This window comes from Microbacterium laevaniformans, from assembly GCF_016907555.1.
Lineage (GTDB): Bacteria > Actinomycetota > Actinomycetes > Actinomycetales > Microbacteriaceae > Microbacterium > Microbacterium laevaniformans.
In genome coordinates this window covers 321,894-336,108 of sequence record NZ_JAFBCE010000001.1, presented here as the reverse complement: position 1 = coordinate 336,108, position 14,215 = coordinate 321,894, and the positions used below count along the sequence as shown (strand labels likewise).

The window sequence follows — 14,215 nt, the reverse complement described above, 5'->3', positions numbered from 1 at the left end:
CGTTCACGCGGGGTGATCGACGATCATGCCGGTGCACCTCAGTATCCATCAGTGCCTCATCCTCGTTGCACGCCTTCCCGTCAATGTAGTGACGACGAGCAATCACCATCACCTTCCGCCGTCTAGCGGCCGCTCGCTCAACGATCGTGAGACCGAAGAAACCCGAACCGACAAAAAGGAGCTCTGTCACGCTGCGGTCTCTCCCGGAGCAATCGCGGCCTTTGCGGTTTTCGCGAGAATCGCGATATCACCAACCAGCGACCAATTCTCGACATACGACAAGTCAAGCCTCACGGTGTCCTCCCACGAGAGCGTCGAGCGGCCGCTCACCTGCCAGAGTCCGGTGATGCCGGGCTTGACGAGGAAGCGGCGGTGCACATGCGTGGCGTACTGCTCCACCTCACTCGGCAACGGCGGTCGCGGTCCGACGAGCGACATCGATCCGCCGATCACGTTGAACAGCTGCGGCAGCTCGTCGAGGCTGTACTTGCGCATAATGCGGCCGATCGGCGTCACACGCGGGTCGTTCTTCATCTTGAACATGATCTCGTTGCCCGAGTCGAGGCCCTGCTCCTGACGGTCGCGTGTGAGCTGCGCGAGCAGCTCTTCGGCATTTGTCACCATCGAGCGGAACTTGAACATCGTGAACTCGCGTCCACCACGACCGATACGGACTTGACTGAAAAGAACGGGGCCCTCCGATGAGAGACGGATGCTCATCGCGAGGAAGGCCAGCACAGGGCTCAGCAGCAACACCCCGAGCGCGCTCGCGGTCACATCGACCGATCGTTTCAGGAACAGTTGACCCTTGCTGAAGCGTGGCGTCTCGACGTGGATCAGGGGCAGACCTGCGACCGGTCGAGTGTGCAGCCGCGGCCCCGCGATATCGACGATGCTTGGCGCGAGCACGAGGTGCTGGCGGCCGGCCTGCAGGTTCCACGAGATCTGCTTCACCTTGTCGGGCGGCAGCTCGTCGGTGCTCGTCACGGCGACGGTGTCGGCATCCGTCAGTTCCATCGCACGCTCAACCGCGTTGACGCTCCCCATCATGGGCACGGAAGTGCCGGGCACGAAGTCAGCGACTTTGCCCGTCGGCGTGCACGCGCCGACGACGTGATAACCGGCGCTCGGAGTGCGAATGAGCTCACGCGCGATCTGGGCAACCGACTCCTCCGACCCGACGAGAAGCACCCGCGCCGAGAAGTCACCGGTCCTGCGCTTCATGATCAGCCACTGCCGCCACAGCCACCGCGTCCAGAGCAGCACCAGCACGCCCGCCGGCAGGCTGATCAGCAGGAATCCCCGAGCGACATCGATTTTGGTGAGGAAGCCGACGATGGCGACCGCACCGAACACCCTCAGGCTGGCATCGAACACCCGCAGATACTCATTCGACCCCGAGCCGAGAACGCGCACGCTGCGCGAGTCGCTCCACGACAGCGCTCCCAACCAGACGACGATAAGTACCACCGAGAACGCCCAGTAGGAGATGTCCGAGATACGAGCGTCATCCCGGATTGCCAGCTGCGCATTGCCGAACCCGAACCAGGCGATCTGGGCGCCGAAGACGACCCACGTCAGCACGAGGAAATCGCTGACGACGAGCCGGCGCTGAAAGCGGCGACGCCAATCGTTGAAGGGTGGGGCAGCGGGACGCATGGTGCTGGTGGCCTGAGTCGACGCACCGGCCGGAGCAGTGATGGAGCCGCTGTCCGCGCGGGATGCTGTCGAGTCTTGAGGCGACTCCGTCGTCGCATCGACCTGAATATCGGTCGACACTTCGGCTTCCTCCTATATCTCGGTTTCGGCCCCCCGGCTGTCGGGAGATTATCAGTTGAATGTGTCAGGTGTGTGACGCGTGACGGTCTGATGACTCCCGGTGACACCCGAGCCTAGGAGCACGATGAGAGGGCTCTCATCATCCTTTTGGTGAAAACTTGGTGTCTCAGGCGTACTGGCCGATGGTCTTGCCGGCGCGGAGCCGTTCAAGAGTGCGGCGGAGAGCAGCGACGACATCGGGGGAACCTTGATGGGGAAACGGCACCGCCTCAAGCGCCGCCTCAAATCGGCCGAAGACGTCGTCGACCGTCGCCGAGATCGCTCGAGGGTTGAGCCCTCCCCATGCGGCGGCCTCGCGCTCCAGGTGATCCTTGGTGAGGTTGCGATGATCGAACACCCTGTTTACCGAGAGCGCGAGTGTGAAGTCGACGCGCCCCGACTGAAAGAGATTGGGCACCGCATCGTACAGATCGGCGAGCCTGTCTTCACCGGGTAGGTGCATGATCGATACGTTCTTCGCATGTCCGTCGTTGTCGCCGATCAATAAGCGAAAAGTCAGCTGACGCAGCCAGCCCCGCAGAGGGTCGCCGTCTAGGGCGACGAGTGCTTCAGCGATAGCGCCGGCCGAGGCGTGCGAACGGTCGTTCGGTCGATCCTGGTTCTGGAACTTCACGGCATCCGACGTCCAGTCCAACCCGAGCGCCTGCGCGGCGTCCTCTTGGTGGATCACCTCAACCACGCCTCCGCGCTGACGCCGGTCGTATCGTTCGATCGCGAGGTAGGACTCGCCCGCGACCTTGCGGATCTCGCTGTGGAACGACGCCAACCCCATGTGACGGGCCAGCTCGTGAGCGTAGAACTCGTCATAGAGGCGAGCCACCGCGTCTTTTCGGGGCGGCTTGAGGATGTGTGTAGAGTGCGCGCCTCCATGGGGTTGGTACCACCGGCCGTCATCCAGCTTGGTGACCAGCACCTTCGGTTGGAAGCCGGGAATCATCGAGCGACTGTCGTCACGCAGGCCCTGGTTCCATCGGGCAGAGGCCTCACGGAAGGCACGTGCAAGCTTCTTCGGCGTCAGCAACTCGTAATGTGGCTGGTCGTCAGCCTTGCGAAAGGCGAGCGCCCCCGCAAGTGATCCCCCGTACTCGCGCAAGAAGCCAAAGAGATCATCCGTAGCGATGCCGCGATGCTTCGCCATGGCGGTGCGCTGCTGCCCTTCGGGCAGGTAACCGCCGAGAAATCGCGAGAGCCGCTGCCTGTCGGGGCTCAGCCCCACGATCTGCGCGAAGCTCTCCGACAACCTGATGTCGCCGACATCTGCCTCTTGCGACCACGTGAGCTCCACGACCCGTCGGTTCGACGTCGACGTCAGAGTGGCAATGTGGCGGCCGGCGAGGTAGACGTCCAGTTCATCACTCACGTGCCCGTCCGCTCGAAGGAGACCGTCAGGCGGATACCCAGCCTTCTCATCACCTGAAAGAGGCGTCGCAACTGAATGACCGGAGTCCCCGTTTCCAAGGCTGCGAGGTACGAGCGGGCGAAGCCGAGCTCGTCGGCGAGGTCTTCTTGACGGATGCCGCGCTCCTCTCGCACACGCGCAAGCACAGGTCCGAGGTCGTTCGCCCTGCGCACCTCGACGTCGATTCGCCTCCCGGACATGAGCACCCCCTGGATGTCTGAATATTCCGACAATCTACCATGTCTGGATATTCAGACCAGAGAAGATGTCCGGATATCCCGACACGAGGCGATGTCCGAATATTCAGACATGCCTCAGCCGAGCGACGGCGCCGTCGGCGCCACGGCACCCAGCGTTCCGACCACGACGAGCACCAGATACGTCACGTTGTAGACCACGTGCGTCAACACCGCACCCCAGATGCGGCCCGTGAGCAGCACCACCAGCGCGCACGTGCCCCCCACCGCGAAGAGTTGGATGCCGTCGACCAGCGTCAACGCCCCCGCCGTCGCGTGCAACAGCACGAACCCGCCCGCCGACACGAGCGCCGCCGTCACCCCGGCCGCCACCCCACCCACGCTCCGCCGCAGCAACTGATACACCGCGATGAGAACGACGGTGCGGAAGAAGAACTCCTCGACCAGCGGCGCGACCAGCCCCGCCGGAATCGCCTCCGTCAGCCACCACCCCGAGGGCAGGCCGCCGTCGAGCGCCATCGCAGAGGGGAAGGCCGCGGCATCCGCACCGCTCACCCAGCCCTGCAGCAGACGCAGGCCGAGCCCCAGCCCGACCCCCCACAGCACATCGATCGGCCGAAACCGCAGCAGCCCGGCCGGCCGTGACCGTGCGAAGGCGAACGCGACGGCGGCACCGAGCCCGAGCCACAGCACCACGGTCGAGGCGGTCGCCGCCCACGGCGCCGCGATGCGGCTCACGGCGCCGCCGCCGACGACGCCGAGCCCCACCCCGATGAGCGCTGCCGACAGGACGGAGAGGTCCCACCGGCGCACCGCCGTGCCGCCCAGACGCCAGTCGGTGCGCTTGCGACGACGGCGCCCGGGCGTCGCGGCCTCGCCCGACGCCTCCGACGCGCCGCGCCCACTCGGCGACCGGCGTGCAGGCGTCGACGCCTCGAGGGCGGACGAACCGGGGTCGCTAAGCTGATCGGGCACGTGGCCAAACTACCGGTCACGCGGCGAGCCACACACTCCCTCCCCCGCTCTATCGACACCGGAAGTCACCGTGCTCGAGATCCTCACCGTGTGCACCGGCAACATCTGCCGCTCCCCCCTGGCCGCGCAGCTGCTGGCCACCCGCCTCGCCGATCTTCCGGTGCGCGTCTCCAGCGCCGGCGCTCGCGCGCGCGACGGGATGCCGATGACTCCCGAAGCCGCTGACCTCGCCCTCGCCCGCGGCGTCGACCCGACGCTCGTGGCGGCCCACGGCGCCCGCTACCTCACCCCGGTACACGTACGCACCGCCGATCTCGTCCTCGCCATGGCGCGCGACCACCGCCGCGAGGTCGTCGAGCTCGACCCCTCGCGCATGCGACAGGCCTTCACGGCGCGCGAGTTCGCCCGCCTCGCCGCCGATCTGAGCGACGACGACCTGCGGACGGCCGCAGCGACCGCCGGGCAGGGCGCACCTCCGCGGGAGCGCTTCGCCGCCGCGCTGGGCGCGGTCGCCGGGCGGCGCGGGCTCACGATGCCCCCGGCATCCCCCGAGGACGACGACGTCATCGACCCCTACGGTCGGTCGGCGGCGACGTACGAACGCTCTGCAGTCGAGCTCGAGCCGGGGCTCGTCGCCGTCGAACGCGTCGTGCGGATCGCCTTCGGCTGACCTCTCGGCGGGGTCGGCGTTTCGACTCGCGCTCCGCGCTCGCTCAATGACCCGGGGGTGGTGGGCGGGTGCTGCCGGTCGTTGAGCGAGCGCAGCCAGTCGAAACGCCCCGACCCCTGTGGACAACTCCGACGAGTGTCGTAGGTATGTTCTAATATCAAAGTCATGGAGAACAGGCTCGATGGCATCGCCGCAGCGCTCGACGCGCTCGCGGCGGCGGGCGGTGCACAGGCGCCGGCCGCGCTGTCACCGAGCGCGCTCGTCGAGGTGAATCGCGCTTTCGGCGTGCTCATGCGCCAGGTCGACGCCGCTTTCGCACCCGTCGCGGCGGAGATCTCCCGCCAGTCGCGGCCGCAGCTGGGCGGCGACTCCCTCGCCAAGAAGCAGGGGTTCCGCTCCCCCGTCGCCCTGATCCAGGCCACCACCGGAGCGAGCGTGGGCGAAGCGATCAAACTCGTGCAGGTGGGCGAGAGCACCGCGCCGCGCACCGGTATCAGCGGCGAGTCGCGACCCGCCGCGCACCCGCACGTGGCGGCGGCTGTGGCGGCGGGCGCTCTGTCGATGACAGCGGCGTCGGCGATCATCACTCTGCTCGACAAGCTGTCGCTCCGCGTCGATTCCGCGCGCAGGGATGCCGCCGAGCGCGACTTCTGCCAGCGGGCACCCGGACTGCGCGCCGACGAGCTGACCAGGCTGCTGGCGCACGCGGAGGCCGAACTCGACCCCGACGGGCTCGCCGCCGCGCACGAGGAGCATCGGTCGGCCCGCGCGCTGCGGATGCAGGAGCGAGACGGCATGCTCCACCTCACCGGGGTGTTCGACGTGGCCACCGCCGCGCCGATCAAGACGGTGCTCGACGCGATGGTCACCCGCGTGCTGCAGAATAACGAGCACGCCCCACGGCGCGAGCACGGGCATGGGCACGGGGGCGGGGGCGGCGACGACCCCGAGGCAGGCGCTCTTCGCGACGAGCGCACGGTGCCGCAGATGAGAGCCGACGCCCTGCACGAACTGTGCGCGCACGCCCTCGGCTGCGAGCAGGTTCCCACGGCAGCGACAACCACCGTCGTGGTGCGGATGACGCTCGACCAGCTCGAGTCGGGGTGCGGCGTCGCGCGCATCGACGGGTTCGACGCATCGCTGCCCGCCGCGGAAGTGCGCCGGCTCGCCGCCGACCTGCAGGTCATTCCGTGCGTTCTCGGCGGCGACAGCGAGATTCTCGACTGGGGTCGCACGCGCCGCCTGTTCTCACCCGCACAGAAGCTCGCCCTCGCCGAACGCGACGGCGGCTGCGCGTTCTGCGGGGCTCCGCCGGCATGGACCCACGGCCACCACATCGCCTGGTGGAACAGGGATGCCGGGCCCACCGACCTCGACAACGGCGTGCTGCTGTGCACCGGCTGCCACCATCGTATCCACAGCGACGGGTGGGAGATCCGTGTCGACGGCGTCGGCGTGACGGCGCGGGTGTGGTTCATTCCGCCGCCGTGGATCGATGCCGACCGCACGCCCCGCATCGGAGGGAGCGCCCGCTACGCGCTGAACTGCTGAGCCGCTGAGCCGCTGAGCCGCTGAGCGATGCGGGGTGATGATGACGGATCCCCACGGCGGCACCGACGGCGACGATGACCTGTGCAGGCTGCACACGCACGTGTTGCCGTGCGGACACCGGCCCGAAACATCCGCTATGGCAGACTGAGTCCGATCGTCCCGGCCTTGCACCCCTCCCCCTGGCTGGCAGCGCGTCCTCGAGAGGCACCATGGAGCTCAGCGACTACATCCGCATCCTCCGCAAGAACTGGCTCGTGATCGTCGTGCTGACCCTGCTGGGACTCGGCGCGGCGGCGGGCTACTCCCTCACGAGGACCCCGATCTACGAGTCCGCGAGCACGGTCTTCGTCTCCACGCAGTCGGGCAACACGGCCCAGGAGCTGCAGCAGGGATCGTCGTTCGCCCAGGCGCGCATCAACACCTACGTGGGACTCACCACGACGCCCGTCGTGCTGAACCCGGTGATCGCCGACCTCGGCCTCGCCCGCACCGCCGAAGATCTCGCGAAAGACGTCAAGGCGTCGGCCGCTCTCAACTCCACGCTCATCACCATCACGGTCTCCGACCCCGACGCCGTCCAGGCGGCCAAGATCGCCAACGCGATCGCGGCGAGCCTCGCCTCCGCGGTGCCGCAGCTCGAGCCCGAGAGCAACAGCGGGGCCAGCGCCATCCGCCTCAGCCGCGTCAGCGACGCGCAGCCCGCGCTGAAGCCGTCGAGCCCCAACGTGCCGCTGAACCTCGCCCTCGGTGTTCTCGTCGGCCTGGCCCTCGGCATCGGCGTCGCGGTGCTGCGCACCACCCTCGACAACCGGGTGCGCACGCCCCGCGAGGCCGAGCAGATCACCGGCTCGCCCGGCATCGGCGCGATCGCCTACGACACGAAGGCCAAGGAGCGCCCGCTCATCGTCCACGCCGATCCGCTCAGCCCCCGGGCCGAGTCGTTCCGGGCGCTGCGCACCAACCTGCAGTTCCTCGACATGGGCGGCCGCTCCAGCTTCGTCATCACCAGCTCGATCCCCAGCGAGGGCAAGTCGACCACCACGATCAACCTCGCCATCGCCCTCGCCGACGCCGGCAAGCGCGTCGCCCTGCTCGACACCGACCTTCGCAAGCCCAAGGTCGCCGAATACCTCGGCATGGAGGGCGGCGCCGGTCTCACCGACGTGCTCATCGGTCGCGCGAAGGTCGGGGAGGTCATGCTCCCCTGGGGCGGGCGCAGCCTCTACGTGCTGCCCGCCGGCAAGATCCCGCCGAACCCCAGCGAGCTGCTCGGCTCCCGCCAGATGAACACCCTGCTCGAGATGCTCGAGAAGGACTTCGACGTCGTGCTCTGCGACGCACCGCCCCTGCTGCCCGTCACCGACGCCGCCATCCTCGCGCGCGTCACCAGCGGCGCGCTGCTGATCATCTCGGCCGGCCGCACGACCAAGCACCAGCTCCAGGGGGCCACCGAGGCCCTCAACACGGTCGGCGCCAAGCTCGCCGGCTTCGTGATGTCGATGGTTCCCACCCGCGGACCCGACTCCTATTACTCCGCCTACGGGTACGGCTACGGATACGGGTACGGCTACCGCGAGACCCCGGCCAAGACCTCCAAGGCCGAGCGCAAGGGGGCCAAGCGCCGCGGACGCACCACGCCGCTGGCGAGCGTGCCCGCCGCCCCCACGCTCGACGAGCTCGGGTTCGACTCCCGCCGTGACGCGCGTGAGGCCGACAGGGAGAGCTGAGTCGTGCCCCGCCCGCGCAGCTTCGCCAAGAGCCGCGGCGGCGCGACGCTCATCGCGATCGGACTGATCGCGCTCACCGTCGCGGCCGTCGGGCTCAGCGTCGCCGCGCTCCGGCAGGGTCGCGGCCCCGGCGACGTCGACGCCACCGTCGGCCCGGCCCCCACCTTCACCTACGCCGTTCGCACCCCGACGGCGACGGCGACACCCACGGCATCCGCCTCCCCCACCCCTGCCGGCGCGCCCGGTGCGGCCGAGCGGTTCCTGTCCGTCGGCGCCGACGCGATGTGGCGCGCCACCGCGGGAGCGTGCGGCGGCGCGGCGCCCGTCGTCGAACGCTCCGGCGACAACGGCGCCACGTGGCAGAGCGTCACCCCGACGACGAAGGGCGCCGTCCAGGTGCTCAGCCTCACTTCGTTCGGTGGGCGCAATGCCACCGCCGTCGCCGCGCTCGGCGCGAGCTGCACCCTGAACACTCTGCGCACCTACACCGACGGCCGGTTCTGGGAGCCCTACCCCGACATCTTCGCCGTCGACACCTACGTGTTGCCCGGCGAGCGCGCCGTCATCGTCGACGGCACGCGCATCGCCGCCCCCTGCGCGACACCCTGGGGCCTGCGCTCGGCCGGCAGCACCACCGCGATCGTCTGCGACGACGCCGCCTACCGCCTGGACGGGCAGAACTGGACGCGTCTCGCTCAGGCGGCACGCGCCGTCGCCGTCAGCGCAGACACCGTCTACATCGCGCAGACGGATGCCGTGTGCAGCGGCATCCGCATCACCGCCCACTCGAGCGACGCGACCGGAACGAGCGATCTCGGATGCACGACGCTCGACGCCGCCGATGCCGCCGGGCCGCTCGCACTGGACGCGAGCAGCAGCGCATCGGGCACCGTGCTCACCCTCTGGGCGGGCTCACGCCTCATCGACATCGCCGGCTGAGCCGGCCGCCGTCACGAGGCGAGCAGCTCGGCGACGCGGTGACGCAGCTCGCGCGGCGCGAAGGGCTTCACGACGTAGTCATCGGCACCCGCTCCGCGCGCCGCATCGATGTCGGACGGCGCCGATTTGGCCGTGAGCATGATGATGCGGGTGGCATCGAACGACGAATCCTGCCGCAGCGTGCGACAGACCTCGATGCCCGTCATCCCCGGCATCATCCAGTCGAGAACGATGAGATCGGGGTGCGCTGCCGATGCCGTGGCGATTCCGTGCTCGCCGTCGGTGGCGACGGTGACCTCATGACCGGCGATGCTCAAGACCGTGCGCACCAGTTCGGCGACGTCGGCGTCGTCATCGACAACGAGCACGTTCGCCATGGGTGCGTCCTCCACCGACTCAGCCCCTCGACTACTAGTCTGTCTAGATTACCCCCGAATGCCATTAGCGTACTCGTATGACAGCCTCCGGGGTGGATCGCCCCGTCGATCGCCCCACAGCTGCGTGGCGCACCCTGGGCTTCTGGCTGGGCGGAGCAGTGCTCATCTTCGTGCTGTCGATCGTGGCGGTCGGCTTCGCCGTTCCCGGCGTGCCGGTGGCCCTATGGTGGCCCGCGGCCGGCGTCTCGGTCGTGCTCGTCCTGCGCGCGCCGCCGCATCGCCGCGCGGTGTCGGTGTGTGTCGTGCTCGTCGCGACGACCGCCGGCAACCTCGTGGCGGGGCGACCCGCCGAGCTCAGCGGTCTGTACGGACTGGCGAACGCGATCGAAGCGGCGATGCTGGGCTGGCTGCTGCTGCGCCGGGGCCGGGACGCACGCCTGCGCACAACCACCGACGCGGTGCAGTTCGTCGCCCTGTCCGCCGTCTCCGCCATGGTCTTCGCCCTGCTCATCGCGCTCATCAACATCACCCTCGTCGAGGGTGACCCCCTCGCTTCGGCGATCATCACCTGCGCCTCCCACCTGTCGGCGGTGCTGCTGATCGTTCCTCTCGCGCTCTTCGAGGGGCAGCCGCACCCGCCTTCTCGTCCGGGCGAGTCGGCAGCGCAGATCCTCGTGATGCTCATCGTCATCGCAGCGGGCATCAGGCCCCTCAGCCCTCTGCCGCTCGCATTCCTCGTCTTCGTGCCGTTGGCGTGGGCCTCCCTGCGTTTCCCGCCGCTGTTCGCCCAGATCCAGGCCATCGTCGTCGCGCTGACGACGATGCTGTTCAGCAGGCTGAGCATGGGCGTGTCCGACCCGGCTCGCATCGACCCCACCGAGCGCGCCATCACGGTCGCCGCCTTCGTCGCCGCGCTCGCGATCTTCACGGTTCTGACGACCACCGAACGCAACGAGTCGCTGCGCAACGCCCGCACGGCAGTGGATGCCGCGGACGAGAGCGCCGAGGCCGCGCGCGCCACCGCCGCCACCGTCCAGGTGCGCTATGACCTCGAACGGCAGCGGCAGGACTTCCTCTCCACGACGAGCCACGAACTGCGCACCCCCATCACGATCATCGCCGGCTACAGCGAGCTGCTCTCCGAGGCCGATCTGCCCGCCGAGGCCGCGGCGTGGGTTGACGCGATCCGTCGCAACACCGGACGGTTGGCCGGCATGCTCGACGACCTCCTCGCCTTCAGCCGCACCCAGGCCGAACGGCCGCGACCGCGCGAGATCGCGGCATCCGACCTGGTGCACGAGGTCGTCGCGCACCACACCGGCAGCGCCACTGCGCGCTCCATCGAGGTCGACATCGACACCGCCGAGGAGATGGAGGTCTTCGCCGACCGCGACGACGCCGCGCGCGCACTGGGCAACCTGCTGTCCAACGCCGTCAAGTTCACGCCGGCGGGCGGCGCCGTCCGTGTCGAGATCTCGGGTGTCGCCGCCGACGTGATGTTCACCGTCAGCGACACCGGTCCGGGCATCGGGCCCGACGCCCTCGCGCAGGTCTTCGACCCGTTCTACCGCGGCGAGCAGGCCGAGGTCCGTGCGACCCCGGGGACGGGTTTGGGGCTGCCCATCGCCCGGATGCTCGCACGACGAAACGGCGGGGAGGTCATGATCGTGTCGCTGCCCGGACACGGCACGAAGGCGACCCTGCTGCTTCCCCGCGGCGGCACAGCTGCCGCCGACGCGGATCAATAGACTGCCGGATGAGGAACCGATGACCACCCCCCGCGTCGAGAGTCGATGGGCCGACAGCCAGCTGATCGGCACCGTCGTGAGGTCCGTGTGGCAGTGGCAGCTCATGGTCGGCTTCAGCACCGTCGCGGTCGCACTGGGCGTGACGCTGCTCAATCCGCGGCTCTTCGGCGACATCTCGCTGCTGACGGGGCTCGCCCTGATCTGCGCGATCACGTCGTGGGCGATGGTCATGCCGTGGGCCCGCCATCGCGAGCTCGTCCTCGCACTGCCCTTCGCCGACGCCGTCGCGATCGGACTGCTCGCCATCTCGGACCACACGCTCGGATATCTGTGGGTCGTCCCGATGGCGTGGGTGGCCACCTACTACTCGATGGCTGCCGTGGTCGCCGCGCTCGGGCTCATCTTCGCGCTGCAGATCGTGCGCTGGTGGATTCCCGGGGCACCGCTCACGTCGCCCCTGGAGATCATGATCGTCCTGCTGGGACTCGGCTTCCTCGGCATCGCCATGAACCAGGGCGCCCGTCGCACCCGTGCGTTCCGTCTTCTCATCCAGCGTCAATCCCGCCAGCTCGACCGTGCCGTCGCGCGGATGAGCGTGCACGAAGACCGCGCCAACGGACTGTTCGACACCGTGAGCACCGCACTGGCCCGCGTGGACGACCGTGGGAACATCGACCTGGCCAACGCCGCCTACCGGCATCTCTACGCCTACGACAACGACGACTACCGGCATCCGCCGCGCGCCGTCGAGTACGGCGCCTACCGCGGCACCGCCCTTCCCCGCGACGCGACCTCCATCGCCCGCGCCGCCCGCGGCGAGCGGGTCGAGAACGAGCTGATCTGGCTGTACGACGCCAGCGGAGAGTGGCGCGCATTGTCGATGTCGATCCGCGGACGTACGGTGCGCACCGAGACCGACGACGACACGGAGGTCTCCATCATCCAGCTCGACGACGTCACCGACACCGAGCGCGAGCGCCGAGAGCAGCGCGCGACAACCAGCGCCGTCTCCCACGAGCTGCGAAACCCGCTCACGGTCATCCTCGGTCACGCCGACCTCATGCTGGACGCCGAAGACCTCACGCCGGCCCAGCGCGAGCACGCGACGGTCATCGAGGGGGCCGCCGAACGGATGCTGGCCCTCACGAAATCGCTGCTCGACTCCCACCGCGCCCCGGAGATGAGCGACCAATTCGACCTGTCGGTCATCGCCGCGGCCACCGCCGACGCATTCGCCCCGGCCGCGGCCGCCTCCGACATCGACCTGCAGACGAACATCGACCGCCCCCTGCCGATCACCGGCGACGGCTTCCGACTGCGCCAGGTCGTCGACAACCTCATCAGCAACGCGATCAAGTACACCCCGCGCGGCGGTAGCGTCGAGGTCATGACCACCGCAGAGGGCGACGACGCGGTGCTGCGGGTGTCCGACACCGGCATCGGGATCGCGGCCGACGATCTGGAGCGGGTCTTCGTCCCCTACTTCCGCGCGCGCAGCGCCACCGCGAGCGGCATCGCGGGCACCGGACTGGGAATGTCGATCGCCCGCCAGATCATCGAGGAGAACGCGGGCACGATCAGTCTGGAGAGCACGCTCGGCACCGGCACGACCGCGACCGTCCGCCTGCCGTTGCGGGGCTCTCACCGTCCGAGCACGACGGAGGTCAGCGCATGAGCATCTCGACCGTCATGGTCGCCTTGACGACGCTGTGCACCGCGATCATGATCGGGCTGGGGTTCTTGCAGCGGCCGTCGCGGGAGGCCGCGATCTGGTCCAGCGGATTCATCGCCGCCATGGCCGCGAGCTACCTGCAGACCAGCGCCAATCTCCTCGACAACGCCTGGCTCGACGCCCTCAGCGACGGACTCATGCTCCTCGCTCTGGGCCTCGTGTGGGTAGGCCTGCGCGCACGCCGCGGGCGCCGACCGATCCTGCTGTCGGCGATGATCGGTGTGACGCTCGTGGTCATCGTGACCGTCGCGCTCACCTCGGGTACCGCCGCCGAAGACGCGGTCGGCAACGTCGAGCTCGTCGTGTTCGCGGCGATCTCCGCAGCCACGGCGATCGAACTCGTCGGTGTGCGCCCGGCAGCACGCGGCGTGATCATCCCGCTCGCCCTGTCGTCGGGCCTGGTGGCGGTGTTCTCCCTGGTGTGGCTCTGCACCGACCTCGTGGGCGACCGCCTGCGCCTGGTCGACACCCTCCCTCCGACGGAAGACTTCACCCCGGTGGTCGCGGCCATCACGCTCGTGACCGCCTTGACCACGCTGCTGCTGCTCACCCGGGCCGAGAACCCGACCTCGGTGACGGCGACGGTCGCCGGCTTCCGAGTCATCGCACGTGACCGACTCGCCCGCGCGGAGCGATTCGACGACGCGTGGTGGTCACTGCTGGACGTTCGCCTCGACGACCCGATCGCGCTGCGCGAAGCCTCCAGCGCGCTGGCGTACAGCCGTGTCCTCGAGCGCTTCGCGTCGGACGTCGCCGCCGTCTTCCCCGCCGAGGCCGATCTCGATCGGCTCGAACCCTCGCGCATGCTCGTTCTGCTGCCGCGCCATGAGGCCGCCGTCCGTCCCCTCCTGCGCGCATTGCTGGAGCGTGTGGCGACCGTCTCGACCGACCAATCGATCGCCGTCCGCCTGTCGGCCAGCATCGGCTGGGCGAGCGTGTCGCGCATCGGCTACGACCTCGACGACCTCATCACGGCCGCCGCCGCCGCCGCCGACGAGGCGCAGCTGGCCGGCGGCGACCGCTGGGAGCGCGCGAGCGTGATCGCCTGAGCGCCTCCCCGT

12 protein-coding genes are annotated in these 14,215 nt (G+C 69.1%); 7 read left to right on the top strand and 5 right to left on the bottom strand.

Translation table 11 applies throughout. From position 1 onward, the window contains the following. Positions 1 to 186 precede the first annotated feature (186 nt). The 4 genes from JOE53_RS01495 to JOE53_RS01480 form a co-directional block, all read right to left on the bottom strand. Complete coding sequence (locus tag JOE53_RS01495) at positions 187 to 1,659, bottom strand: sugar transferase (protein WP_204948152.1); 1,473 nt, start codon at positions 1,657 to 1,659, stop codon at positions 187 to 189. A gap of 286 nt (positions 1,660 to 1,945) precedes the next feature. Continuing rightward, entirely contained in the window at positions 1,946 to 3,199 is a 1,254-nt protein-coding gene (locus tag JOE53_RS01490) for a type II toxin-antitoxin system HipA family toxin (RefSeq protein WP_204946534.1), read from the bottom strand. Next, positions 3,196 to 3,438: a helix-turn-helix domain-containing protein gene (locus JOE53_RS01485; protein WP_204946533.1), complete on the bottom strand. Its 243-nt coding sequence runs from the start codon at positions 3,436 to 3,438 to the stop codon at positions 3,196 to 3,198. The genes JOE53_RS01490 and JOE53_RS01485 overlap by 4 nt, the downstream gene beginning before the upstream one ends. A 114-nt stretch (positions 3,439 to 3,552) precedes the next feature. Then, on the bottom strand, positions 3,553 to 4,410 hold the full coding sequence (locus JOE53_RS01480; protein WP_271170993.1) for a CPBP family intramembrane glutamic endopeptidase: 858 nt from the start codon (positions 4,408 to 4,410) through the stop codon (positions 3,553 to 3,555). A 70-nt stretch (positions 4,411 to 4,480) separates the two neighbouring features. Between JOE53_RS01480 and JOE53_RS01475 the strand changes: the two genes are divergently transcribed. From JOE53_RS01475 to JOE53_RS01460, 4 genes are all read left to right on the top strand, one after another. Then, the gene (locus JOE53_RS01475) at positions 4,481 to 5,080 is read left to right on the top strand and encodes an arsenate reductase/protein-tyrosine-phosphatase family protein (RefSeq protein WP_204946532.1); all 600 of its coding nucleotides are present in this window, start codon (positions 4,481 to 4,483) and stop codon (positions 5,078 to 5,080) included. Positions 5,081 to 5,245: 165 nt separating this feature from the next. Then, a complete protein-coding gene (locus tag JOE53_RS01470; RefSeq protein ID WP_204946531.1) occupies positions 5,246 to 6,631 on the top strand; it encodes an HNH endonuclease in 1,386 nt (461 codons plus the stop codon). 209 nt (positions 6,632 to 6,840) lie between these two features. Further along, positions 6,841 to 8,358: a polysaccharide biosynthesis tyrosine autokinase gene (locus JOE53_RS01465; protein WP_036289527.1), complete on the top strand. Its 1,518-nt coding sequence runs from the start codon at positions 6,841 to 6,843 to the stop codon at positions 8,356 to 8,358. A gap of 3 nt (positions 8,359 to 8,361) precedes the next feature. Next, positions 8,362 to 9,297 carry a hypothetical protein gene (locus tag JOE53_RS01460; protein ID WP_204946530.1) on the top strand — a complete coding sequence of 312 codons (936 nt, stop codon included), beginning with the start codon at positions 8,362 to 8,364 and terminating at the stop codon, positions 9,295 to 9,297. Positions 9,298 to 9,308: 11 nt separating this feature from the next. Here the strand turns inward: JOE53_RS01460 and JOE53_RS01455 are convergent, their stop codons facing one another. Beyond that, positions 9,309 to 9,689, bottom strand: a complete 381-nt coding sequence (locus tag JOE53_RS01455) for a response regulator transcription factor (protein ID WP_325168437.1) — start codon at positions 9,687 to 9,689, stop codon at positions 9,309 to 9,311. Positions 9,690 to 9,751: 62 nt separating this feature from the next. Between JOE53_RS01455 and JOE53_RS01450 the strand changes: the two genes are divergently transcribed. From JOE53_RS01450 to JOE53_RS01440, 3 genes are read left to right on the top strand one after another with little or no spacing between them, the layout of a single operon-like run. Next, positions 9,752 to 11,422: an ATP-binding protein gene (locus tag JOE53_RS01450; RefSeq protein ID WP_204946529.1), complete on the top strand. Its 1,671-nt coding sequence runs from the start codon at positions 9,752 to 9,754 to the stop codon at positions 11,420 to 11,422. A gap of 19 nt (positions 11,423 to 11,441) precedes the next feature. Beyond that, positions 11,442 to 13,097 (top strand): sensor histidine kinase, encoded by a 1,656-nt coding sequence (locus JOE53_RS01445; protein ID WP_061682846.1) that lies wholly within the window; start codon positions 11,442 to 11,444, stop codon positions 13,095 to 13,097. Next, positions 13,094 to 14,203 (top strand): diguanylate cyclase, encoded by a 1,110-nt coding sequence (locus tag JOE53_RS01440; RefSeq protein ID WP_204946528.1) that lies wholly within the window; start codon positions 13,094 to 13,096, stop codon positions 14,201 to 14,203. The genes JOE53_RS01445 and JOE53_RS01440 overlap by 4 nt, the downstream gene beginning before the upstream one ends. The last annotated feature ends 12 nt before the right edge of the window (positions 14,204 to 14,215 follow it).

Excerpts from the sequence above, each read along its gene's own strand:
- JOE53_RS01495 (WP_204948152.1), bottom strand. The coding sequence starts at position 1,659 with ATGCGTCCCGCTGCCCCACCCTTCAACGATTGGCGTCGCCGCTTTCAG.
- JOE53_RS01485 (WP_204946533.1), bottom strand. The coding sequence starts at position 3,438 with ATGTCCGGGAGGCGAATCGACGTCGAGGTGCGCAGGGCGAACGACCTC.
- JOE53_RS01470 (WP_204946531.1), top strand. The coding sequence starts at position 5,246 with ATGGAGAACAGGCTCGATGGCATCGCCGCAGCGCTCGACGCGCTCGCG.
- JOE53_RS01465 (WP_036289527.1), top strand. The coding sequence starts at position 6,841 with ATGGAGCTCAGCGACTACATCCGCATCCTCCGCAAGAACTGGCTCGTG.
- JOE53_RS01450 (WP_204946529.1), top strand. The coding sequence starts at position 9,752 with ATGACAGCCTCCGGGGTGGATCGCCCCGTCGATCGCCCCACAGCTGCG.
- JOE53_RS01445 (WP_061682846.1), top strand. The coding sequence starts at position 11,442 with ATGACCACCCCCCGCGTCGAGAGTCGATGGGCCGACAGCCAGCTGATC.
- JOE53_RS01440 (WP_204946528.1), top strand. The coding sequence starts at position 13,094 with ATGAGCATCTCGACCGTCATGGTCGCCTTGACGACGCTGTGCACCGCG.